The sequence below is a fragment of the Thermoanaerobacter siderophilus SR4 genome (assembly GCF_000262445.1).
Taxonomy (GTDB): Bacteria; Bacillota; Thermoanaerobacteria; order Thermoanaerobacterales; family Thermoanaerobacteraceae; genus Thermoanaerobacter; species Thermoanaerobacter ethanolicus.
This window is the reverse complement of the sequence record NZ_CM001486.1, coordinates 158,277-180,467: the sequence shown is the minus strand read 5'-3', so window position 1 is coordinate 180,467 and position 22,191 is coordinate 158,277. Positions and strand designations below refer to the sequence as shown.

Here is a 22,191-nt window from a genome sequence, read left to right as displayed (position 1 = left end):
AGGCGAATAGGATTGATGAAAGAAATTGTAGATTCTCATGTACATGTTTCATTACTTCCATTCGAAGGATGGAAGAGTATGGCGCTGGCCGGAGTAAGGAAAATTATTGGCTGTTCCCTATTTTTTGGGGCAAAACATGCAGAAACACTCTTTGATCATTTCCATCAGATGTTAACTCTTTCTATAAGTAATGCCGCTAAAAATGATATTAAGCTTTACGTGGCCATTGGCATTCACCCCATGGGAATACCGGACGACTGGCCCAGGGTGATCGACGCTCTTCCATCCTACCTTAAAATGAGTGGTGTCATTGGACTTGGTGAGATCGGGCTACATGAGGGAAACAAGCGGGAACAGGAGGTTCTCCATGAGCAATTGAAGATTGCCAAGGAATACAGGGTTCCAGCAATCATTCATACTCCGCCACAGAATAGAGTTGAAATTACCGAAAAAATAATTGAGATTGCTGCTACTGTGGGGATGGAACCCGGAAAAATGATTATAGACCATGCTAATTTAGATATTATTGACTTAATCGAAGACTTTGGGGCCGTTCCCGGGCTTACTATTCGCCAAGAGGGGTTCACTTCTCAACTATTGATGAATCATCTGGAACGCTTCCAACGAGGTGTACTAAATAGCGATTACAGCAATCTAAAACCCAATGATCTGCTGAGCGTACCCAAGACCGTGTGGTACTTAGAATTGAACGGAGCTTCTCCTGAAGTCATTGCTCGAATTGCGAGATACAATGCTGAAGAAGTTTTTGGTATTTAAACGCTCAGCAATATGATTTATTACTAAGTCATAGTATTTAAAAACCAAACTACTTAGTGGTAAATCCATAATAAAGGAGAGAAGAGTATGCCACTCAACAATGACCAAGATGAATTTCTTGATTTAACAATCCTCACCTACCTCAAAAAGCTTGGGCCGGAATATGCGAAACTTTTGGCGAGGCGCCTAGGTTTATCATTAGAAGAAAGCAGAAAGCGACTTCAAAGTTTGGAGGAGAGAGGACTAATCAAGCGAGTGGAAAGAAGAATAGTTAAATATTACCATCGACGACGAAAAAGTGTTAAGCATCGCAATCACACATATTATGAGCTCACTAGGGAAGGGGAACTTTTTCTAAGACAGGCGAGGAAGGAAATTGATATTAATTTTGACATCGAATACCCTAACAGATAAAATGACTTATTTGTGTTTGTTAAAGCTTGTTGGCCCTCAAGCGAAGTGGACTAAAATGCACAATATGATAAAATTTCTCTATGTTATTGTGAAACCTCAAAAGGCTCTAAAAATAATTTGTTTCACAATAAATTAACCTAAAAGGGTCATATATGGAGGAGGATTTTAAAGTGAAATATGTTGATGTAGAAAAGATTAAAAAAGACTTTCCTATATTGAATGTTAAACCTCATGGTAAAAAGCTTATTTACCTTGACAATGCTGCCACAACTCAAAAGCCAATTGAAGTCATAAAAGCTATGGATAAATATTATGAAGAATTAAACGCCAATGTATACAGAAGCCCACACTATTTAAGCGCTCTTTCCACACAGGCTTATGAAGAGGCAAGAGAAAGAGTAAAAAAATTTATTAACGCAAAAAGAGAAGAATCCATAATATTTACGAGAAATACTACAGAATCAATAAACTTTATAGCATATACGTGGGGAATGAAATATATAAACGAAGGGGACGAAATAATACTGACAATAGCCGAGCACCACAGCAATATGCTTCCATGGCAAATGGTAGCGGAAGCTAAAAAGGCGAGACTCAAATATGTCCACCTTGATGAGAATTTTAGGCTTTCTATGAAAGACTTTAAAGAAAAAATGTCTGACAAAGTAAAATTGGTTGCTGTGCAACACATGTCAAATGTTTTAGGTATAATAAATCCTGTGGAGGAGATTACACATATTGCACACAAATACGGCGCAAAAGTGTTAATAGATGGAGCACAAAGTGTACCTCATATGCTGATTGATGTACAAAAAATAGGCTGTGACTTTTTTGCTTTTTCTGGTCACAAGATGCTCGGACCTATGGGAATCGGTGTACTTTATATAAAAGAGGACTTGCTTTCTGATGTGCCTCCTTTTTTAAGAGGTGGAGAGATGATAGACGAAGTCTTTGAAGACCGTGCAACTTTTGCTCCCCCACCTCTTAAATTTGAAGCAGGTACTCCCAACGTAAAAGGGGCTTGTGTGCTTGTTTCTGCAATAGATTATATAGAAAAAATTGGGCTTTCCAATATTCATAATCACGAAGGCGAGCTTTTGGAGTATGGCCTTCAGAAAATGAAAGAATTAGACTTTGTAAAATTGTATGGCCCCAACGATGCGAAGGAAAGGGGAGGCTTAATTTCCTTCAATGTAGAAGGTGTCCATCCTCACGACGTTGCTACAATACTAGACGAAGAAGGAATTGCTGTAAGAAGTGGGCACCACTGTTGTCTGCCTTTAATGAGGTACTTAGGTGTTCCTGCAACTGTAAGAGCAAGCTTTTACCTCTACAACGACTTTGACGATATTGACGCACTTGTTGAAGGACTTAAAAAAGTCAGGAAGTGGTTCAAATGAGCGATTTAAATCAGCTTTATTCTGAGGTTATAATGGAACATTACGAAAACTCTCCCCATGAAAAAGAACTTAAAGATGCTACCCACAAAGAAAGAGGTTACAATCCTCTTTGCGGCGACAATATTACTCTTTATTTAAAAATGAATGGTGACATTATAGAAGATGCTTCTTTCACGGGCCATGGGTGTGCCATAAGCCAAGCCTCAACCTCTATGATGATAGACCTTATAAAAGGGAAAGACAAAAAAGAAGCTTTAAGGCTTGTGCAACAATTTATAGACATGATGCACAAAAAAGATGTAAATCTTGATGAATTAGGTGATGCTCAAGTACTGCAGGGAGTATCTGACTTTCCTGCCCGCGTAAAATGTGCTTTACTTGCGTGGAAAACGCTTCAGGAAATTTTGTAAAAAAGAGATAAAAGTTTGATAATGTTCTTTTGACATGAATGCGAATATTTTTAAAATATGCCTCTTCCTATTTGAAGTCTAACGATTCTCAGGATAATAGTATAACTTTTTTTAAAAAGCCAGCATATTTTAAAAATTTGTGTTGATACTTATTATTATCTATGCTAATATACTAGACATGAACAGTAATACATTAAAATAGTTTAAATTTAGCGAAAGAATGATATTTTTAAAGCATTAAGTTAATTACAAAATATTAAGATAGGAAGAGGCAAAATGAAAAAGGGAATTTTTTTAATTGCAATTGCCTTTTTATTATTATTTAATTCCATAGCTTTTTCTGCTGCTCCTGATGTTCCATCTAAACCTATTCAGTTTAAATATGTATATGATTATGCGGGGCTTATGTCTCAAAATGATATAGAAGAGATCGAAAAAGTAGGGAAAGCTTTAGATGATGCCACAAAGGCACAAATAATAGTTGTTACAGTTGACAGCATTGGAGATTACCCAATTGAGGAATATTCTCTTAGCCTTTTTAGAAAATGGGGAATAGGAGACAAGGAGAAAAACAACGGTGTTCTCCTTTTAGTGGTAAAAGACAGACTTTTAAAAGGTCAGGCTGGAAAAGTGAGAATTGATGTAGGTTATGGCTTGGAAGGGGCAATACCGGATTCTGTTGCAGGAAGGATTTTAGACGATTTTGTTTTAACTTCTTGGGCAAAAGGCGAGTACTCTAAAGGCATATACGCTGGTTATATGGCTATAGCCTCAAGGGTTGCAAAAGAGTACAATATAGACCTTCAGGGATTGGATGCTTCCAAATACAGTGTCAATACAAGTAGCAATGATAGCGGGATATCCTGGGAAGATATTGCTGTAGTGATTATACTTATTTTAATATTTATTATCTTTGGAAGAGGAGGAAGAAATATAAGAAGGGACTGGTGGGGTCCAGGAAGCTTTGGCTCAGGAGGATTTGGAGGCTTTAGAGGTGGTGGCTTCGGCGGTGGAGGTTTTGGCGGCGGAGGAGGCTTCGGCGGAGGTTCTGCCGGAGGCGGAGGAGCTAGCCGCTAAACTAGATATCTTAGTTTTTATCAAACTGAGGGAACTTTAGAAACACCCTCAGTTTGTTTTTTAAATTCTCTCAAATACAGGTTTTAACTCAATTACAAGGTTATCAAATATACTAACTTTTACTTTATCCTCTTCAGAATACATTTGAGGCCTTCCATAACGTCCTTCTTCAAGTGTGAATACCATAACCACCTTTTCATCGGGTTCTACAATCCAATATTCTTTTACCCCTGCTTTTTCGTATAAATTAAACTTTTCTATTTTATCTTTTTGACCAGTTGAAGGAGAAACTACTTCTATAATCAATTCTGGAACTCCATAATAACCTGTCTTTTTAAGTCTTGAATTATCACATATAATGATTATATCAGGCTGTACTACATTGGTAGTTTCTTCATCTTTTTCATTTGCTTCTGGTATTCGCAAATCGAAAGGAGCAGTAAATACTCTGCAAGATTTATCCTGCAGATAGTTTGCAAATTGCCTTGCTAGTTCTAACAATACTGCTTGATGTTGCCATGTTGGAGCTGCTTGTAGATAGGGAACACCATTAATAATTTCCCATCTTTCTTCTTCAGACCAGGTTAAATAGTCGGCATAAGTATATTTTTTATTTTTTTCGGGCAATGGCATAAAATACCCTGGTTACCCAAACTGTACAAAAGTGTACAGTTTAGATAGCTGGGGTATTTATAGTCCGCCTTTCAGGCTTTCCCAGCCCCAGCAGGCGGTATTTGGGAAAGCCATAGCCCCTGCCCCAAGAAGCAGGAACTCACGTCCTTACGGGTCTCCCCACTTGCCCCGAATGTAATACACCCTTCAGGGCAGAGACATCTCTTAATACCCTCTCAGGGGAGAGTGGCGTTACCACCGCTACCTTGAGAACTCGCCAGAAATCATAGGTACTAAAACTTGTTCCATCCAGAGGTTCTAGCACCCTTCCTGGCTTACTCTCAAGGCTTTGTAAAAATTCTATTGCTTTGTTTATTTCTCTTAAATGTTTTTTCTTTAAATGCTTATTTCTAACTGTTTTCTTTACATGTTCTTTTAATTCTTCTAATTCATCTACAGTCAATGCGTTGAGAAACTTTATATAATTATCTGGTATCTTTTCTTGCAGTCCCAACCCTCTTCTTGCTATTACATAGGCTGCTGCTATATCTTTCGTTATCATGTATTGCGGTGCATATTTTAACATTCCTATTATTGATGTGTAAGAAGGGTCTACCTCTATTACTTCTATCCCTTCTCTTTTTGCTAGTGTTTTTATTTTTGAAAGAAGTGATTTGTAGCTAAAGTTATGTCTTATCCTTCTTGATTTTCTCCCTGAAAAATCTCCTCTTTTACCTTTTTCTTTTATTTCTAATTCTTCAATTATTATTGCTTTTCCTTTCTCTTTTGCTATTTTTACTATCTCATGAGCATATTGCCATCTGAAATATTCTTTTTTGTCCTTACTGCCACTTGCAAGCTCTGGCATTGGTATACTGCCATAGCTTATTAGATTACCTTTTTCATCTGTCTCTGCCCATGATATGTTGTCTGGATATGCATTTAAATCTATTCCTATGACTCCTTTTCCTTTTGTTATTTTTATTTTTGGATATTCTTCTTCAATAGCAAAATAGGCGTATATACTGCCGTTTTTAAGTTTTAATTCTACAGAGTAGGGTATGTTTGATTGGGCAATTTCCTGTAGAAGTTCTCCTCTGCTCTTATTCTTTTTGTAGCCTGCTTCTATTCTGGCGTATAAGTATTTTCTTTCCCCTACATTTATCCTTAAGAAAGTGCCATTTTCTTTTATTTCTATTCTTGTGTTGAGATTTCCTTTTTTGCTTTTATCTCCTCTTGAATAGAGATTCCCTTTTCTTCTTTCTTGCCACTTTGTTTTTAGCTTTTGATATTCTTTCCCATTTATATGGCGCTTTTGAAGTTTTCCAAACAAGTCTCTTCCTCCAAAAATGACTTTCTTTGGATTACTCCTTAATTCTTTGGATGATTCTAATACGCTTCTTGCTTTCATTATTGCATCATCTACATACCTTGAGTTTAAATTGAAAGTTCTCGGAAGGTCCCTTTTTAATGTTTTTCTATCATAACCTTCTAGAAGCCTTTTGTATGCAAATCTCATGCAGGATGACCATCTTCTCATTAAGTTTAATATTATTTGTTTGTCTTCTTGATTTAGAAAAATGAGTTTAGCCTGTATCACTATCATGTTTTTTGCCATCCTTTTCCCCGTAAATTCTTGCTGCGAAAGATGTTACTATTGCTATTAAGTCTTCTGCTAGTTCTTTATTTGCATCTTCCTCGTTTTCTTTCCCGTTTAAAACTATAAGTTCCACCCCAAAGCTTTCCATGAAAAATTTGAGATATTCAAAACCAAACCTCGCAAGTCTATCAGGATAATTCTATTACAACTTTTTCAACTTCTCCTCTTTTTATCTTGTTCAAAAGCTTTAATAAACCTCTCCTGTTTTCATTTACCCCACTTGCTATCTCATGTATGACTTCATACTGCCATCCTTGGGAATTAGCGTATTCTTCAAGCCTTCTAATTTGATTCTTAAGATATTCTTCTTGTTTCTTTGTGGACACTCTTGCATACAAAATTACTTTAGGTTTCGGTTTTTCTTCCAGCATGCCTAATAACTTCTCTATATCTTCTTTTTTGTACCTTCTTCTTCCTTTTGGTGTTCCAACTGGGGTTATTAATCCTTCCTTTTCCCAGTTTATTAATGTAATTCTGCTTATATCATATAGCTATTTAACCTTTTTTATAGTTAATAACATTCATCATCACCCAATTAAAATTATATCATTTTTTACTACTAATTCCAACTGTTTTGACCTCCTTATGGTGAAAGGATGGGGGAATTGGAAGAAGTAGAAAAACTTTATAAAGAAATGGGAAAAGTTTTCAAAAAACTTGATACGTGGTCTTTTTATATACTGACTTCCCATGAAAGATTTGAGAAACTCTTTGGAAGAGAGGCTTCTAAAAAAAGAAAGCTTTACAATGGCATGTTAAAAGCTTACTATTATCAGTATTATGGACCAAAACCAGAAAACTAATTTTTATTGAGTTTTTTCTATGTGAGGGTTATAATAAAATATAAGATTATCGATAAAAATTGGTGGTGGAGTTATGGATAATGCAGTGAGGAAGAAAGCAAAAGAATATACATGCTAATTATGCTGTAGATGTTGAACGCATTGAATCGCTCATTGGTTCTCTTAGAGGAGATATCCTTGACTCTATTATAAGAAACTTGATACATATTTTTCAAGGTAAATAGATAGTCATGAATAAGGGAATTGACTTAAATGATAAATAGATGTAAAATATAGGTGTACAAGTGAATACAAAAAATCTTATGGTCCGAAAGGTTAAAAGGGAAGACGGGTGAAAATCCCGCGCAGCCCCCGCTACTGTGAGCGAGGATGAAGCCCTAATAAGCCACTGCTTGGCGTTCAAGAGATGTGCCGGGTGGGAAGGCAGGGTGGAAGATGAATCGCGAGCCAGGAGACCTGCCATAAGATTTCGGAAGTTCGCCTTCGGAGGGAAGGTGGAATGGAATTTTTATGCTTAATTTTGGCAAAAAAGGTCTACCTCCGTGGGGTAGACCTTTTTTTGATACTTGAAAAATTTAAATTAGGAGGGTACTTATGAGAAAATTTAAAGGTTTACTTGCTTTATTGGTAGTCTTTGCTTTAATGTTTTCACTGGCGGCTTGTTCAACAAACAATGCTACAAAGCCACAAGATACATCTCAAACAGCAACTGAAATTGTAAAAACACAGTTTCCTTTAAAAGTTACAGACTTTTTAGGAAGAGAAGTAACTATAGAGAAAGAACCCCAAAGGATAGTTTCTCTTGCGCCTTCTACAACAGAGCTTATATATGCTTTAGGAGCAGGAAATAAAGTAGTGGGTGTTACAGACTTTGACAATTATCCGCCTGAGGTCAAGGATGTACCCAAAGTGGGGGGGTTTAAAGGGCCAAATGTAGAAGCGATTACTGCTCAAAAGCCTGATATAATATTTGCTTCCACTCTTTCCGGTAAAGAGCAAATGGAATCTTTAGAAAAAATGGGTATACCCGTCGTGATGCTAGAGGCTAAAGACATTGACCAGATATACCAATCTATAAAAATAATAGGCCAAATAACAGGTACTGAGAAAAAAGGTGAAGAAATAATCAAAGAAATGCAGGACAAAATAAAAGAAATAAACGACAAAGTCAAAAACCTTCCGAAAGTCAGCGTATTTTATCTTGTCTCTCTTGACGGAAACTGGACATCTGGAAAAGGGACTTTTATTGATGAGCTCATAAACCTTGCAGGTGGCAAAAACGTTGCAGAGGATGTAAATGGTTGGGCGCAGTACAGCGTAGAAGAATTAGTCAAGAAAAATCCTGATGTGATAATAACTTCTCCTCATGCAGGGGATGTGAAAGACATTAAAAACATGGCAGGATATAAAGATACTAATGCTGTTAAAAATGACAAAGTATTTGTGATAAGCAATGACGACATAATATCAAGAGCTTCTAATAGAATTGTTTTAGGACTTGAAGAAATCGCAAAATTCTTACATCCGGAGGCATTTAAGTAAAGTGGGAGTAAAAAAAGGGATATATTTTGGTACAGCCTTTTCACTGCTTGTCTTTACCATGATTTTATCAATTTCTGCAGGGGCGGTAAAAATACCCCTGCAGGAGATTTTAAATGTTTTTTTGTGCGGTGGCAGTGAAACCTCTAGGACAATAATCCTTAATTTAAGACTTCCAAGAGCTATTGAATCTGCGATTGTAGGAATGGGACTTTCTGTTGTTGGGACATTTTTTCAAGGGCTTTTGAGAAATCCAATGGCAGACCCTTATGTATTGGGTGTATCATCAGGAGCGGCTTTTGGAGCTACTATTGCGATAATATTAGGACTTGGAATATTTGGACTTAGTTTTATGGCATTTATTACTTCTTTAATGACTGTATTTTTTGTATACACTATTTCTAAAACTGGCACAAGAGTATCTATGACTACAATGTTATTGGCAGGTATAGCTATAAGTGCTTTTATGTCTGCAATTATCTCTCTCATGATGCTTTTAAACCATGATGAGTTTTCTCGAATTGTTTTTTGGACTATGGGAGGATTTAGCCTCATAAATTGGAATAGTGTGGTCTTTACTACTCCTATAATAGTAATTGGCTCTTTTGTGATGTATGTATTTTCAAGGGATGTAAATGCTATATTGACAGGAGAAGAAGTTGCCGAACATTTAGGTGTCAACACAGAACTAGTCAAGAAAATAATTCTTATTACAGGGTCTTTGGTGACTGCAACTGCTGTGTCAGTTGGTGGAATTATAGGTTTTGTGGGACTTATTGTGCCTCATATATCAAGGCTTATTGTAGGACCTGACAATAGAATTCTTGTACCTTTTAGTGCTATATCAGGAGCGATATTTTTAACTTTTGCAGACTTATTAGCACGAATTATTTTAAAGCCAATGGAAATTCCAATTGGGATAATTACAGCAGCATTTGGAGGACCATTCTTTTTATATCTGTTAATAAAGAGCAAACAAAAAAGTGAAGGAATGTGATGATATGGCTATTTTACAGGTGGATAATTTGCACTTTTCTTATGAAGAAAAGGAAGTTTTAAAAGGAATAGATTTTACCATAAACAAAATATGGTTTTAGGAATAATAGGAGCTAATGGCAGTGGTAAGACTACTCTTTTAAAAAATATATCAGGCTATTTAAAGCCAGCAGCTGGGGATGTCTTTATATTAGGGAAAAATATCAAAGACTTTACTATAAAAGAAAAGGCAAAATATATAGGGTATGTGCCTCAAGATATAGTTTACGACTTTGAATTTAGCTGTTATGACGTGGTAATGATGGGAAGAATTCCTTATCTTAAAAGGTTTCAGTCGGAGAAAAAAGAGGACAGAGATATTGTAAGAGAGTGCATGGAAATTACAAATACATGGCAGTTTAAAGACAAAAGCATAAAAGAGTTAAGCGGCGGTGAGAGGCAAAGAGTGTATATAGCAAGGGCATTAGCACAAAAAGCTCGAATTTTACTCATGGATGAGCCAGTTTCTCAACTTGATATAAAATACCAAGTTGAAATACTGTCTCTTGTAAAAGATTTATCCTTAAAAGGGATACTTGTAATTATTGTGCTTCACGATATTAACCTCGCTTCACAGTTTTGTGATGAGATTTTCATAATGAAAGAAGGCAAAATAATAGCATCTGGGTCTCCCGGAAATGTTTTAACATTGAACAACATAAAATCAGCCTTTTCAATAGATGTGGAAGTGTTTGAAAATCCCATCACCCATACTCCTTACGTCATTCCATCGCTAAATGGAAAGGAGCAACTCAAAGTTGTGTAAAGCTTTAATGATTGCAGGCACCCATTCAGGAGCAGGTAAAACTACTGTAAGCCTTGGAATTATGGGAGTGCTGTCAAAAAGGTATAAAGTTCAGCCTTTTAAAGTAGGTCCAGATTATATAGATGCTGCTTATCACCGATATGTCACAGGGAATTTTTCCTGCAATCTCGACTTGTACCTGTTGGGGGAACAAAACCTTAAGTCGCTTTTTTACAAAAATGCCTGCAATGCTGACATTTCTATAATTGAAGGTGTTATGGGAATGTACGATGGGATTGATACTACAAAAAAGGGGAGCAGTGCTGACATTGCGAAAATTTTAGATATTCCTGTGATTTTAGTTGTAGATGCTTCTTCTATGGCGACAAGTGTATCAGCTTTAATAATGGGTTATATGCACTATGACAGGGAAGTAAAAATTAAAGGGGTGATATTAAATAAAGTTGGAAGTGAAAAACACTATGCCCTTTTGAAAGAATGCATAACAAGAGATTTAGGTATTGAGGTTTTTGGCTATCTTCCAAAGGATCCAAAATTAGATTTGCCAGAAAGACACTTAGGCCTTGTACCGATATATGAGATGCCAGAAATTAAACACAAGTTTGATACCTTATATGATTATATTGAAAAATACATTGATATAGAAAAAATTCTTAATGTAAGTGTAATTGACTGTTCAAATACATTTAGAAACACGATTGGTGAGGGCCATGATTTAAAAAGGGTAAAAATAGGGTATGCGTTTGATGAGGCTTTTAATTTTTATTACAAAGAGAGTTTGGAATTTTTTGAAGAAATGGGAGCAGAGCTTGTACCCTTTAGTCCTCTTAAAGATTATAAATTACCAGATGAAATATCGGGTTTGTACATAGGGGGAGGATTTCCAGAGGTTTTCGCGGAGAGGCTTAATAAAAACAAAAAAATGTTGAAATCGGTTAAAGATGCAATAGATTCAGGTATGCCTGCATATGCAGAGTGTGGCGGCTTTATGTATCTTACAAAAAGCATAACAGATTTACAAGGAAATACTTTTGAAATGGCAGGAATTTACGATTTTGAAACTGTCATGACAAAAAGGCTTCAGAGATTTGGCTATGTTGAGGCAGAAGTTATTGAAGATAACATCCTTTTTAGAAAAGGGGATAAAATAAAAGGGCATGAGTTTCACCACTCAATAATAAAAGGTTTTTCACAGAAAGCCTCATACGTTGTGCATAAACCGGGAAAAGAAAACGCTTGGGAATGTGGATTTGTGCATAAAAATTGCCTAGCGACGTATGTTCACATAAATTTATACACATATAAAGAGGCTGTCAAGAGGTTTGTTGACAAATGTGTTCAATACCGAAACTCAAATGCTTTTCAGGAGGATTAATATGGCACTTAAATTGATGATACAAGGGACCGCATCGTCTGTTGGCAAAAGCTTGTTGGTTGCCGCTTTTTGCAGAATTTTCAAGCAAGATGGTTACAGAGTAGCCCCTTTTAAGTCTCAAAATATGGCTTTGAATTCCTATATAACCGATGAAGGACTAGAAATAGGAAGAGCACAAGCTATGCAGGCGGAAGCGGCAGGAGTTAAGCCTTCTTATCACATGAATCCAATACTTCTAAAGCCCAGTTCTGATAAAAAAAGCCAAGTTGTTTTAAGAGGCAAAGTTTATAAAAACATGTCTGCAGCCGAATACCACCAATTTAAGCCACAGCTTTTAAAGTTTATTAAAGAGGACTTTGATTTTCTTGCAAGTCAAAATGACATTGTAGTAATAGAAGGCGCTGGAAGCCCTGCAGAAATAAATTTAAGAGATAGAGATGTCGTAAACATGGGTATGGCAGAGATGGTAAATGCACCAGTACTTCTTGTAGGAGATATTGATAAAGGAGGTGTATTTGCTTCAATAGCTGGCACTTTGCTCCTTTTAAAAGAAAATGAGAGAAATCGCATTGAAGGTGTACTTATAAACAAGTTTAGAGGAGACATTGAAATATTAAAGCCAGGTTTGGAGATGTTAGAAAACATTGTACACAAAAAGGTTTTAGGTGTTGTCCCTTATATGGATGTGCACATTGATGAAGAGGATGGGGCGACGGAGAGATTTTATCGTAGGAATACAGAAGGAGATATAGAGATTGCAGTTATAAATCTTCCCCACATATCGAATTTTACGGATTTTGAACCTCTTGCTAAAGTTCCCGGAATAAAGCTTCGCTATGTGAATAAAGGGGAAAGGATTGGAGATTGTGATGTTGTTATAATTCCGGGAACAAAAAACACAATTGGAGATTTGCAAGCATTAAAAGAATATAGGATTGATAAGGAAATTTTTGAAATGAGAAAAAAGGTAAATTTATAGTCGGCATTTGTGGAGGATACCAAATGCTGGGAAAAGTCATTAAAGACCCGGGAAGAATTGAAAGTACAACTTCAGAAATTGAGGGACTGGGACTTTTGGATATAGAGACTGTAATTGAAAATGAAAAGACAACAACCCAAATTAAGGCGGTTATTCGCAATAATTTACCATCAATATTATCACCTCTTAGAAATATTGCTGTAGAGGGATATGAAATACACATGGGGCAAAGTCGAATTTTGGGAGATTGTCAGCCTTTTTCAGTAATAACTCATAGAAATGGAGAAAAAATCGAAGTCTATGACGGTTGTATAAGCGATGATGGAAAAGTGTTTGGAACTTACATACACGGAATTTTTGAAAACAGAGAGTTTGTCAGGGAATTTATAAATATTGTGAGAAAATCAAAAGGACTTTCTCCTATAGAGGAAATTATTGATTACAAAGAATTTAAAGAAAGAGAATATGATAAGCTTGCAGATATTGTGAGAAAAAGTATCGACATGAAAGAAGTCTATGAAATTATGGAGAGGTATAAAGATTAATGGAAGTGGTATTAGCCTACTTATTAGATTTGTTGATAGGAGACCCTGAAGGATATCCTCATCCTGTAAGAATTATAGGGAGAGTGGTATCACATTTAGAGAGTATACTTAGAAAATATGCTAAAAGTGACAGAGCTTTAAAAATAGCAGGTTTTATACTGTGTGGACTTACAGTAACTTTGGCATTTGCAGCAACATATGTACTACTTTATATTGCAGGACTTATACATCCATATTTAAAGTATGCTTTAGATGTTTTAATTATATATACCTGCCTTGCTACAAAAGACCTTGGTAAAGCTGCTGGAAGAGTATACGAAGCGTTGGCAAAGGGTGATATAGTTGAAGCAAGAAGAAGATTATCTTATATAGTCAGTAGGGATACAGATAGGCTTGATGTTGAGAATATATCCAGAGGAGCGATAGAAACAGTTGCAGAGAATATATCAGACGGTATAATAGCCCCTATGTTTTACGCGTTTATAGGAGGTGCGCCGCTGGCTATCTTTTATAAGGCAGCAAGCACTCTTGATTCTATGGTAGGCTATAGAAATGAAAAGTACCTCGATTTAGGATTTGCTTCTGCAAAACTTGACGACATATTAAATTTTATCCCTGCTCGCATAACAGGTTTTTTGATTGTTATAGCTGCTTTTCTCTTAGGCTATGATTATAAAAATAGTTGGAGGATTTTTTTAAGAGATAGGTTTAAACATCAAAGTCCAAACAGTGCTCACGGAGAAGCAGCAGTTGCCGGTGCTTTAAATATACAACTGGGAGGGCTTAATTATTATTTTGGAAAGCCTGAAATTAAACCAACTCTTGGGGATGGAAAAGAAAAAATTACCCCCCAACATATAAAAGACAGCATCAAAATAATGTACATGACTTCATTTTTGGGGCTTGTAGTATTTTATATAGGGAGGAGATTGATGTGAAAGAAAAAGCAAATACATTAAAAAATGTAAAGACTCTTACTCTTGTTGCTATGCTTATAGCCTTAAGTGCAGTAGGTGCTCTCATAAAAGTTTTTAACACAGTTGCTTTCGATTCAATGCCAGGATACTTTGCCGCATTATACCTTGGAGGTTGGTATGGAGCCCTTGTGATAAGTTTAGGGCATATGCTTACAGCAATTACTTCTGGATTTCCTTTAGGGCTTACAAATCACATATACATAGCAGTGCAAATGGCATTATATGCCTATTTGTTTAAATTTTTTTATCGAAAATTTAACATCTATATTGCAGTAATCGCTGCTACGATATTAAATGGTCCTGTTGCAACCCTTTTGTTTGTGCCTATATTTGGATGGGGATTTTTTTGCGGCATGGGTACTTCCCCTAACAATTGCGTCATTTGCAAATGTATTTCTTGCAGCATTGGTTTACAAAGCGATACCGAAAAGGAGTAGGGAATAAAAAGTGATTGAGAGATACAGAGATTTAGTTGTAATTTATGAAAATGATGTAGCATATGTGATATCTTGTGACAGCCTCGGAGCAATAGGGAATAAAGAGCATGATGTGTTAAAAGTTGATGAAGAGATTGTAGGAAGGACTACTGTAAAAGTGGCTCTTTCGGAAGTACTATGTGTAGGAGCAAAACCCTTAGTCATATCCGATACTTTATCCGTTGAAATGAATCCAACAGGGCAAAAAGTTTTAAGAGGCATAAAAAGCGAGCTTGAAGAGAACGGACTTTCAGACGTAGTTTTTACAGGAAGTACTGAAGAAAATTTTCCCACATCTATGACAGGTATAGGAATCACTGTAATAGCAAAAGCAAATATTGGGGACTTAAAAATAAAAAAGTCAAAACAGGTATGCATGTTTCTATTTTAGGTTATCCACGTGTAGGAAGTGAAGTTTTAAGCTCAAACGATGTGCTTACATTGAAAGACTACGTAAAAATTTCCAACTCAAAAGAAATAGTGGAAGCAATACCTGTGGGTTCAAAAGGGATAAAATATGAAATTGGCATATTAGAGAAGATATCAGGATTAAAGGTGGAGGCGAATTTTCCACAACATCTTGATGTATTAAAATCAGGGGGGCCTTCTACCTGCTGCCTTGTAGTCCACAGTGAGGAAGATACAGCCTCTATTAAAGGACTGACAGATAAACCCTTAACATATGTCGGAGTGCTGATTTAGCGTAAATGAAAGAAGGTGTTTAAATGAGGCCTTATGAGCATGGCGGAAATGTTTATGACTATGAAGGAGAAATAATCGATTTTAGTTCAAATATAAATCCTCTTGGGGTGCCGGAATGGATTTTTGATATTATCAAAAAAGTTGATTTAACGAAATATCCGGATATAAAATATCGAAAACTTAAAGAGGCTATTTCACAGCATGTGGGGTATTCACAAGAAAATATAATTGTTGGGAATGGTGCGACAGAGCTCATACATCTTTTTGTGAGAGCATTTAAGGTGAAAAGACCCCTCATTCCGTCTCCTGCTTTTTTGGAATATGAAAGGGTAGTCTACATAAACGGTGGTGAACCGATATATTTCAGGCTGGAAGAAGACTATGGGTTTAAAGTAAATCTCGCAAAGCTTCTTTCACAAATGGAAGAGGCGGATTCTTTAATCATTGGGAATCCTAACAATCCTACAGGACAAGCCATAATTAGAGAGGAAATAGGAATTTTATTAAAAAAAGCGGAGATTTTGAATATACCTGTCATGATAGATGAAGCTTTTATTGAATTTATGAAAGACTATAAAAATTATGAAGCTTTACCTCTTGCAAAAGAGCATGATAAATTGTTTATTGTAAGAGCTGTCACAAAATTTTTTGGCATGCCAGGGCTGAGATTGGGGTACGGGATTGGAAGTCCTTCTTTGATACAAAAGTTAGAAGAATACAAAGAACCTTGGACAGTAAATGCTCTTGCAGATGCTGTGGGGAGAGAAATATTTAAAGATGAAGCTTATATAGAAAAAACAAGGGAATATGTAAATAAAGAAATAGAGTATATGCTTTATGCTTTAAGAAAAATTGATTATTTAGTTGTTTTTGATACAAAAGTAAATTTTATATTGTTAAAGTTAAGAACAGGAAGGGTAAATGACCTTAAACAAATACTTTTAAAAAAAGGAATTCTCATAAGAGATGCTTCTAATTTTAGGTATCTTGATAAAAGCTTTTTTAGAGTTGCTATAAAAAGACATGAAGACAATGAAAAATTGATACAGGCTTTGAAAGAAATAGATATAAAAGATTTAGTAGAAGATAAAGAAAGGGTTGTAATATAATGAGCCTTGTTATGATCACAGGTGGTGCAAGGTCTGGCAAAAGTGAATTTGCTGAAAAATTGGCTTTAGAAAAAGGAGGAAACAGTGTCCTTTATATAGCTACTTCTATTCCTTTTGACGAAGAAATGAAGGAAAGAGTCAAAAGGCATAAAGAGAGAAGATCTTCTGCTTGGCAGACGAAAGAGGTCTATAAAAATCTATACAGTGTAATTGCAGAAAGCAGTGCGAAAGTCGCATTGATTGACTGCCTTACAGTTATGATTACAAACCTATTAATGGAAGTTGACTTAACATGGGAGAAAGTAGAGTTGAAGGAGATTGATAACATAGAAAAGCAAATTGCTGACGAAGTAGATAAGATATTAAGTGCTAAGAAGGATTTTAAAGGGGATATAATTCTTGTGACAAATGAAGTGGGAATGGGATTAGTGCCCGAATACAAACTGGGCAGGATATTTAGAGATATAGCAGGCAGGATGAATAAAAAAGTGGCAGATGCTGCAGATGAAGTTTATTTAATGGTTTCAGGAATACCTCTTAAAATAAAGGGATAATTGAAAGGGATGCAATATCCTTATGGATGAAATTAAAAGATTGGTACTTGCGATGCAGTTTATGACACGCCTTCCTATACCAATAGAAATTGATGTTGAAAAAAGAGAGTTTTATAGAATAGCATCTTATTTTCCAATAGTCGGAATTGTTATAGGAGGTATCCTTTCACTTTTGTATATTGCTTTAAAGGATTTCTTTTCCCGGGAAATTGTAATGACTTTTATTGTAGCTTTTTCTTATGTTTTAACAGGAGCAATGCATATTGACGGGCTTGCAGATACCTTTGATGGTCTTTTCAGCAATAAAGATAAAGAGAGAATGCTTGAGATAATGAGAGATTCAAGGCTTGGCACAAATGGAGTCTTAGTTTTAGTTTTTATGGTTATTTTAAAGATATTATTTCTCACCAATATACACGAAAATATTACTTTAACAGCACTTTTAATTACCCCAATTATTGGGAGATTGTCAATTGTGTTTTCTATGATGATAAGTAAATCTGCAAGAGGTGGAGAAGGCCTTGGAGGACTCATGCTGGGGAAAGTAGGGATAAGGGAATTTGCCATAGCTTTTGTTATTTCAATTGCTACAAGCTATTTTATACTGCCTTTAGCGGTTTTTGTAAAAATACTTACTATATCGCTTTTTGTTACTTATATTGTTTCAAAATATATTTCGCTGAGAATAGGTGGTATGACTGGGGATACTCTCGGTGCAGTAAATGAATTGGCAGAGCTTACTGCACTTATTTGCTTTGTAAGTGTGTCATTATAAAAAAGGAGAGATTTTTATGGGAAAAGGATTATTAATAATAGCACATGGAAGTCGTGTTGAAGAGACTAAAGATGTAGTTACTATGGTTGTAGAAAAAATAAAGAGCCTAAAAAATACCAAAGATGTAAAGGCAGGTTTTATGGAATTTAACGAGCCTGATATATCTACTTCCATAAGAGAATTTGTCGAAGAAGGAATTTACGATATCATAGCAGTTCCTATGTTTTTATTTGAAGGAAACCATGTGTTACATGATATACCTGAGGTTTTTGGAAAAGAAAAGAAAAATATCCGGGTTTAAAGATTAAGTTTGCAAAGTCTATAGGGTATGATGACAGGATCGTAGGCCCACAAGCAAAGGAGAAGGAAGTATTGCTTATGAGATTGCAAAGCCTTATATAAAAGGCGATGTAGTATTTATGGAATTTCCCATGACCTACTCAAAAGAAGACCTCAAAACAAAGTGGGAAGAAAATGTTAAAAAAATCAAAGAGTTGCTTGATGAGGGGAAAGACGTAGCTTTTATAACAATAGGAGACCCCATGATTTACAGTACCTACATATACATTTTAAAAGGAATTGAGGATTACGAAGTAGAGACGATTCCTGGAATTACCTCCTATAGTGCAGCTGCCTCAAGGTTAAATATCCCAATTGCGGAGGGAAACGAGACTTTTGCAGTGATTTCATCAGGAGATGTGACGGAAATTTCAAAAGCTCTTGATATGTTTGATAACGTGGTATTAATGAAAATTTCGAGAAGATACGAGGAAATAGTAAATCTTCTAAAAGAAAAAAGCTTCAAAGGATACCTTGTGATAAAGTGCGGCCATAAAGAGGAAAAAATATCCTACGACCTTGATAGATATATAGGGAAAAAGATAGATTATTTGTCACTCATTATTACAAAGAAGGTGAAGTAGCTGTAGTTTATTTTATTGGTGCAGGACCAGGTGACCCTGAACTTATAACATTAAAGGGGATGAAAATAATACAGGCTTGTGATGTCATCATATACGCAGGGTTACTTGTCAATAAAGAGATATTGAAATACGCAAAACCAGAGGCTGAAATTTACGATAGCGCTTTAATGAATCTTGATGAAATAATTGAGCTTATGGTAAAATCTTATAATGAGGGGAAAGATGTAGCGAGAATACACACAGGAGATCCTGCTATTTACGGTGCCATACATGAACAGATTAGAAGGCTGGAAGAAGAAAATATAGATTATGAAGTAATTCCCGGTGTTAGTTCTTTTTTGGCAGCAGCGGCAGTTTTGAAAAAAGAGCTGACGATTCCTGAAATAACCCAGACGGTTATTATAACACGAATAGGCGGAAGGACAAAAGTACCTCCAAAAGAAGACTTAAAAGATTTATCCCGCCACAAAGCTACAATGGCGATATTTTTAAGCGTGCAGGACATTGACAAAGTTGTTTTAGAGTTGAAAGAGGGTTATGAAGAGACTACACCTGTATCAGTTGTGTACAAAGCTACTTGGGAAGACCAAGTGATTGTTACAGGCACTCTCAATGACATTTCACAAAAGGTCAAATCAAAGGGAATAAATAAAACAGCCATGATACTTGTAGGAGATTTTTTAAAAGATGTAACGTCTTATTCAAAGCTTTATGATAAGGAATTTTCTCATAGCTTCAGGAAGAAGGAAGATTTATGAGAATAGCGATAATCGCTCTTACAAAAAACGCATCAAAGTTGGCGAATGAGATTGGCCAAAAATTAAAAGGGGATGTGTATGTAAAAGAAAAATACACAATCCCTGAAGGCTACGCAATAGAAGGAGATTTTATAGACTTTGTCCATAAAATATTCAGAAAATATCAAGGGTTGGTCTTTGTAATGGCTACAGGGATTGTGGTAAGGGCAATGCAGGGGTTGTGAAGGATAAATTTACTGACCCTGCTGTTGTGGTAGTAGACGAAAAGGGAAGTTTGCCATAAGCCTTTTGTCCGGACATGTGGGAGGTGCAAACAGGCTTGCGCTCAAAGTGGCTTCTATAATTGGAGCGCAGCCTGTCATAACAACTGCAACAGATGTAGAGGGAGTCATATCCCTTGACGTTATTGCTAAGGACTACGGGTACCAAATTGAAAATAAAGAAGATTTAAAAAAAGGTTAGCGCCGCCTTTGTAAATGGAGAAAATGTACGTTTTATCCTTGATGAAGATGTAGAGAAAATACCTTTGCTAAAAGATTATGTAAAAAACGAAGATGACCGTCAAGTTGACGCTTTTGTTTACATAACTGACAAAGAAATAAAAAAACCGTTAGAAAAACCTTATGTCATATTAAGGCCTAAAAATATAGTTATTGGTTTAGGATGCAAAAAAGGAATAGCTTTTGAGAATTTGTTCCTCTTAGTGGGGGAATTAAAGTTCACAAAGGGGCACTGGATGAACTAAGCCTCATTGATTTTATTTATAAAAACAACATAGACATTGTAGTTGATGCAACGCATCTTTTTGCAAAAGATATAAGCATAAATGCTATAAATGCCTATAACAAAACTGGCATCAAGTATATAAGGTATGAAAGAAAAAACCTATATTACTACAATGCCATTGTAGTTGAAAGTTTTGAAGAGGCAGCAGAAGAATGTAAAAAATACGGCAGCATTTTTTTGACTGTAGGTAGTAAAAACCTCGAAAAATTTAGGGTTCTCTGGGAAATAGGAAAAAAGGTGACGGCAAGAGTGCTTCCTTTAAGTAGCGTCATAAAAAAGTGTGAAGATTTGGGATTAAAACCCAAAGATATAATAGCGATGGAAGGCCCTTTTACCAAAGAGCTTAATTATCAAATGTTTAAAGAAAGAAATGCGGAAGTGGTTGTGGCAAAAGAAAGTGGCATTGTGGAAGGAGTATTAGAAAAATTTGAAGCTGCTAAAATGCTGGGTATTCCTGTAATTTTAATAAAAAGGCCTGATATAAATTATCCTGTTGTAGTAACAGATGTTGATAGTCTCATAAATGAGGTGACAAAAAGTGGACATAAACAATATTAAAATGGTGGGAGTAGATAAGGATACTCCTTTAGAATTGAGAGAAAAAGTTTCTTTTAAAGATATTGGAGAGGCATTAATAAAATTAAAAGAGTTGGGACTGGAGGAGGTTGTAATACTTTCCACCTGTCACAGAAGTGAAATTTACTTCTATTCACAAAAAATATCCACGGATGAAGTAAAAGATTTTTTCATAAATTACTTTGGCTTAAAAGAAGATTTCATAAAATATTTAAGGCAAATTTACGGACTTGATGCAGTGGAACACATTTTTAGAGTTGCCTGTGGACTTGAATCTATGGTAGTAGGTGAAGACCAAATATTGTCACAGGTGAAGGAAGCTATAGATACCGCACAGACTTTCAACTCTTCCGGAAAGATACTTTTTAAACTCTTTAGAGATGCAGTAACTCTTGGGAAAAAAGCTCGTACAGATACGGGTATAAAAGATCTGGCTTTGTCTATAAGCTATATTGCAGTTAAATTTGTTCAAGAAGTATTTAAGGATATAAAAGGCAAAAAGGCTTTTGTGATAGGTCTTGGCGAGATGGGGCAAAATGCTATGAAAAATCTCATAGATAAGGGTGCTGATGTATTTGTTACAAACAGGACTTTTTCAAAAACCATCCAATTAAAGGAGCAAATTCCAGAGATACATGTTGTGCCTTATGAACAAAAATATCTTTACATTGCCAGTAGTGATATTGTAATAAGTGCCACAAATGCTCCTCATTATACGATAAGTTATGAAAAGTTCAAAGAAGTTTACAATGGAAGAAAAATTTGCATGGTAGATATAGCTCTTCCTAGGGATATAGACCCAAGAATAGGACAAATAGAAGGGGTAAGTCTTTATACTATTGACGATTTAAAAAAGACAGCGGAGGAAAACAAAAAAGAGAGGCTTTTACTCATTCCCGTTATTGAAAAAATGGTGAAAGAGGAAGTGGATAAATTTGAAAAATGGTACAAAACACTTGAAATAGAGCCTTATATAAAAGAAGTAAGTAGATATGCCAATGAAGTTTATAACACAGAATTTCAAAGAATTGTAAATAAATTGACTGACGTATCTGAAAAAGACAAGGAAAATATAAAAATCGCTTTAAAAAGAGTTGCAAATAAAATGGCTAATAAAATGATAACGTACCTTAAAGAAAACGCCTATTAGAATCTGGAGGTAA

At 35.7% G+C, this 22,191-nt stretch carries 21 protein-coding genes, 7 pseudogenes and 1 riboswitch; of the genes and pseudogenes, 25 read left to right on the top strand and 3 right to left on the bottom strand.

Annotated features, from left to right (window positions below; translation table 11 throughout):
- The first annotated feature begins 15 nt into the window (after nucleotides 1-15).
- From THESIDRAFT1_RS00950 to THESIDRAFT1_RS00930, 5 genes are all read left to right on the top strand, one after another.
- Nucleotides 16-777: a TatD family hydrolase gene (locus THESIDRAFT1_RS00950; protein ID WP_004399789.1), complete on the top strand. Its 762-nt coding sequence runs from the start codon at nucleotides 16-18 to the stop codon at nucleotides 775-777.
- An 87-nt stretch (nucleotides 778-864) separates the two neighbouring features.
- Nucleotides 865-1,191, top strand: a complete 327-nt coding sequence (locus THESIDRAFT1_RS00945; RefSeq protein ID WP_003867166.1) for a DUF2250 domain-containing protein — start codon at nucleotides 865-867, stop codon at nucleotides 1,189-1,191.
- A 170-nt stretch (nucleotides 1,192-1,361) separates the two neighbouring features.
- Nucleotides 1,362-2,591 (top strand): cysteine desulfurase, encoded by a 1,230-nt coding sequence (locus THESIDRAFT1_RS00940; protein WP_006569223.1) that lies wholly within the window; start codon nucleotides 1,362-1,364, stop codon nucleotides 2,589-2,591.
- Entirely contained in the window at nucleotides 2,588-3,001 is a 414-nt protein-coding gene (gene sufU, locus THESIDRAFT1_RS00935) for a Fe-S cluster assembly sulfur transfer protein SufU (protein WP_003869854.1), read from the top strand. The genes THESIDRAFT1_RS00940 and sufU overlap by 4 nt, the downstream gene beginning before the upstream one ends.
- Before the next feature lie 276 nt (nucleotides 3,002-3,277).
- Nucleotides 3,278-4,078 (top strand): TPM domain-containing protein, encoded by an 801-nt coding sequence (locus THESIDRAFT1_RS00930; RefSeq protein WP_006569222.1) that lies wholly within the window; start codon nucleotides 3,278-3,280, stop codon nucleotides 4,076-4,078.
- A 60-nt stretch (nucleotides 4,079-4,138) separates the two neighbouring features.
- Here THESIDRAFT1_RS00930 and THESIDRAFT1_RS00925 read toward each other — a convergent pair whose 3' ends face one another.
- The 3 genes and pseudogenes from THESIDRAFT1_RS00925 to THESIDRAFT1_RS00915 all read right to left on the bottom strand — a co-directional run bounded on the left by THESIDRAFT1_RS00925 (nucleotide 4,139) and on the right by THESIDRAFT1_RS00915 (nucleotide 6,832).
- The gene (locus tag THESIDRAFT1_RS00925; protein WP_003869852.1) at nucleotides 4,139-4,711 is read right to left on the bottom strand and encodes a Uma2 family endonuclease; all 573 of its coding nucleotides are present in this window, start codon (nucleotides 4,709-4,711) and stop codon (nucleotides 4,139-4,141) included.
- A gap of 147 nt (nucleotides 4,712-4,858) precedes the next feature.
- Nucleotides 4,859-6,296: pseudogene (locus tag THESIDRAFT1_RS00920) on the bottom strand (IS200/IS605 family accessory protein TnpB-related protein).
- A pseudogene (locus tag THESIDRAFT1_RS00915) lies at nucleotides 6,277-6,832 on the bottom strand (IS607 family transposase). The pseudogenes THESIDRAFT1_RS00920 and THESIDRAFT1_RS00915 overlap by 20 nt, the downstream one beginning before the upstream one ends.
- A 96-nt stretch (nucleotides 6,833-6,928) precedes the next feature.
- Here THESIDRAFT1_RS00915 and THESIDRAFT1_RS00910 point away from each other — a divergent pair.
- The 20 genes and pseudogenes from THESIDRAFT1_RS00910 to hemA all read left to right on the top strand — a co-directional run.
- A pseudogene (locus THESIDRAFT1_RS00910) lies at nucleotides 6,929-7,153 on the top strand (class I SAM-dependent RNA methyltransferase); the annotation flags it as partial.
- 286 nt (nucleotides 7,154-7,439) lie between these two features.
- A riboswitch (cobalamin riboswitch) is annotated at nucleotides 7,440-7,631 on the top strand.
- Between the two features lie 116 nt (nucleotides 7,632-7,747).
- Complete coding sequence (locus THESIDRAFT1_RS00905; protein ID WP_006569219.1) at nucleotides 7,748-8,695, top strand: ABC transporter substrate-binding protein; 948 nt, start codon at nucleotides 7,748-7,750, stop codon at nucleotides 8,693-8,695.
- A gap of 1 nt (nucleotide 8,696) precedes the next feature.
- Nucleotides 8,697-9,689 carry a FecCD family ABC transporter permease gene (locus tag THESIDRAFT1_RS00900; RefSeq protein WP_006569218.1) on the top strand — a complete coding sequence of 331 codons (993 nt, stop codon included), beginning with the start codon at nucleotides 8,697-8,699 and terminating at the stop codon, nucleotides 9,687-9,689.
- A gap of 4 nt (nucleotides 9,690-9,693) precedes the next feature.
- A pseudogene (locus THESIDRAFT1_RS00895) lies at nucleotides 9,694-10,493 on the top strand (ABC transporter ATP-binding protein).
- Nucleotides 10,486-11,868, top strand: coding sequence for a cobyrinic acid a,c-diamide synthase CobB (locus THESIDRAFT1_RS00890; protein ID WP_006569216.1), 1,383 nt, complete (start codon nucleotides 10,486-10,488; stop codon nucleotides 11,866-11,868). Before THESIDRAFT1_RS00895 ends, THESIDRAFT1_RS00890 begins: the two are co-directional and overlap by 8 nt.
- Before the next feature lies 1 nt (nucleotide 11,869).
- Nucleotides 11,870-13,392: pseudogene (locus tag THESIDRAFT1_RS00885) on the top strand (cobyric acid synthase).
- On the top strand, nucleotides 13,392-14,330 hold the full coding sequence (cbiB, locus tag THESIDRAFT1_RS00880) for an adenosylcobinamide-phosphate synthase CbiB (protein WP_006569214.1): 939 nt from the start codon (nucleotides 13,392-13,394) through the stop codon (nucleotides 14,328-14,330). Before THESIDRAFT1_RS00885 ends, cbiB begins: the two are co-directional and overlap by 1 nt.
- A pseudogene (locus THESIDRAFT1_RS00875) lies at nucleotides 14,327-14,813 on the top strand (ECF transporter S component). Before cbiB ends, THESIDRAFT1_RS00875 begins: the two are co-directional and overlap by 4 nt.
- A 3-nt stretch (nucleotides 14,814-14,816) precedes the next feature.
- Nucleotides 14,817-15,547, top strand: a pseudogene (locus THESIDRAFT1_RS00870) (AIR synthase related protein).
- Between the two features lie 23 nt (nucleotides 15,548-15,570).
- Complete coding sequence (gene cobD / locus THESIDRAFT1_RS00865) at nucleotides 15,571-16,656, top strand: threonine-phosphate decarboxylase CobD (RefSeq protein WP_006569211.1); 1,086 nt, start codon at nucleotides 15,571-15,573, stop codon at nucleotides 16,654-16,656.
- On the top strand, nucleotides 16,656-17,210 hold the full coding sequence (gene cobU / locus THESIDRAFT1_RS00860; RefSeq protein WP_006569210.1) for a bifunctional adenosylcobinamide kinase/adenosylcobinamide-phosphate guanylyltransferase: 555 nt from the start codon (nucleotides 16,656-16,658) through the stop codon (nucleotides 17,208-17,210). Before cobD ends, cobU begins: the two co-directional genes overlap by 1 nt.
- A 22-nt stretch (nucleotides 17,211-17,232) precedes the next feature.
- The gene (cobS, locus tag THESIDRAFT1_RS00855) at nucleotides 17,233-17,985 is read left to right on the top strand and encodes an adenosylcobinamide-GDP ribazoletransferase (RefSeq protein WP_006569209.1); all 753 of its coding nucleotides are present in this window, start codon (nucleotides 17,233-17,235) and stop codon (nucleotides 17,983-17,985) included.
- A gap of 16 nt (nucleotides 17,986-18,001) precedes the next feature.
- Nucleotides 18,002-18,286: a sirohydrochlorin chelatase gene (locus THESIDRAFT1_RS00850; protein WP_006569208.1), complete on the top strand. Its 285-nt coding sequence runs from the start codon at nucleotides 18,002-18,004 to the stop codon at nucleotides 18,284-18,286.
- Between the two features lie 70 nt (nucleotides 18,287-18,356).
- Nucleotides 18,357-18,908: a precorrin-2 C(20)-methyltransferase gene (locus THESIDRAFT1_RS00845; protein ID WP_006569207.1), complete on the top strand. Its 552-nt coding sequence runs from the start codon at nucleotides 18,357-18,359 to the stop codon at nucleotides 18,906-18,908.
- Between the two features lie 14 nt (nucleotides 18,909-18,922).
- Nucleotides 18,923-19,666 carry a precorrin-4 C(11)-methyltransferase gene (cobM, locus tag THESIDRAFT1_RS00840; protein ID WP_039929069.1) on the top strand — a complete coding sequence of 248 codons (744 nt, stop codon included), beginning with the start codon at nucleotides 18,923-18,925 and terminating at the stop codon, nucleotides 19,664-19,666.
- Nucleotides 19,663-19,890, top strand: coding sequence for a hypothetical protein (locus THESIDRAFT1_RS14480; protein ID WP_279625009.1), 228 nt, complete (start codon nucleotides 19,663-19,665; stop codon nucleotides 19,888-19,890). The genes cobM and THESIDRAFT1_RS14480 overlap by 4 nt, the downstream gene beginning before the upstream one ends.
- A 106-nt stretch (nucleotides 19,891-19,996) precedes the next feature.
- Nucleotides 19,997-20,128 carry a hypothetical protein gene (locus THESIDRAFT1_RS14475; protein ID WP_279625035.1) on the top strand — a complete coding sequence of 44 codons (132 nt, stop codon included), beginning with the start codon at nucleotides 19,997-19,999 and terminating at the stop codon, nucleotides 20,126-20,128.
- 34 nt (nucleotides 20,129-20,162) lie between these two features.
- On the top strand, nucleotides 20,163-20,411 hold the full coding sequence (locus THESIDRAFT1_RS13620) for a hypothetical protein (protein WP_244262782.1): 249 nt from the start codon (nucleotides 20,163-20,165) through the stop codon (nucleotides 20,409-20,411).
- Nucleotides 20,378-21,010 carry a precorrin-6A reductase gene (cobK, locus tag THESIDRAFT1_RS00830; protein WP_341853117.1) on the top strand — a complete coding sequence of 211 codons (633 nt, stop codon included), beginning with the start codon at nucleotides 20,378-20,380 and terminating at the stop codon, nucleotides 21,008-21,010. The genes THESIDRAFT1_RS13620 and cobK overlap by 34 nt, the downstream gene beginning before the upstream one ends.
- A complete protein-coding gene (gene hemA, locus THESIDRAFT1_RS00825) occupies nucleotides 20,991-22,178 on the top strand; it encodes a glutamyl-tRNA reductase (protein ID WP_006569205.1) in 1,188 nt (395 codons plus the stop codon). The genes cobK and hemA overlap by 20 nt, the downstream gene beginning before the upstream one ends.
- The last annotated feature ends 13 nt before the right edge of the window (nucleotides 22,179-22,191 follow it).

Excerpts from the sequence above, each read along its gene's own strand:
- THESIDRAFT1_RS00950 (WP_004399789.1), top strand. The coding sequence starts at position 16 with ATGAAAGAAATTGTAGATTCTCATGTACATGTTTCATTACTTCCATTC.
- THESIDRAFT1_RS00945 (WP_003867166.1), top strand. The coding sequence starts at position 865 with ATGCCACTCAACAATGACCAAGATGAATTTCTTGATTTAACAATCCTC.
- sufU (WP_003869854.1), top strand. The coding sequence starts at position 2,588 with ATGAGCGATTTAAATCAGCTTTATTCTGAGGTTATAATGGAACATTAC.
- THESIDRAFT1_RS00930 (WP_006569222.1), top strand. The coding sequence starts at position 3,278 with ATGAAAAAGGGAATTTTTTTAATTGCAATTGCCTTTTTATTATTATTT.
- THESIDRAFT1_RS00925 (WP_003869852.1), bottom strand. The coding sequence starts at position 4,711 with ATGCCATTGCCCGAAAAAAATAAAAAATATACTTATGCCGACTATTTA.
- THESIDRAFT1_RS00905 (WP_006569219.1), top strand. The coding sequence starts at position 7,748 with ATGAGAAAATTTAAAGGTTTACTTGCTTTATTGGTAGTCTTTGCTTTA.
- cbiB (WP_006569214.1), top strand. The coding sequence starts at position 13,392 with ATGGAAGTGGTATTAGCCTACTTATTAGATTTGTTGATAGGAGACCCT.
- cobD (WP_006569211.1), top strand. The coding sequence starts at position 15,571 with ATGAGGCCTTATGAGCATGGCGGAAATGTTTATGACTATGAAGGAGAA.
- cobU (WP_006569210.1), top strand. The coding sequence starts at position 16,656 with ATGAGCCTTGTTATGATCACAGGTGGTGCAAGGTCTGGCAAAAGTGAA.
- cobS (WP_006569209.1), top strand. The coding sequence starts at position 17,233 with ATGGATGAAATTAAAAGATTGGTACTTGCGATGCAGTTTATGACACGC.
- THESIDRAFT1_RS00850 (WP_006569208.1), top strand. The coding sequence starts at position 18,002 with ATGGGAAAAGGATTATTAATAATAGCACATGGAAGTCGTGTTGAAGAG.
- THESIDRAFT1_RS14480 (WP_279625009.1), top strand. The coding sequence starts at position 19,663 with ATGAGAATAGCGATAATCGCTCTTACAAAAAACGCATCAAAGTTGGCG.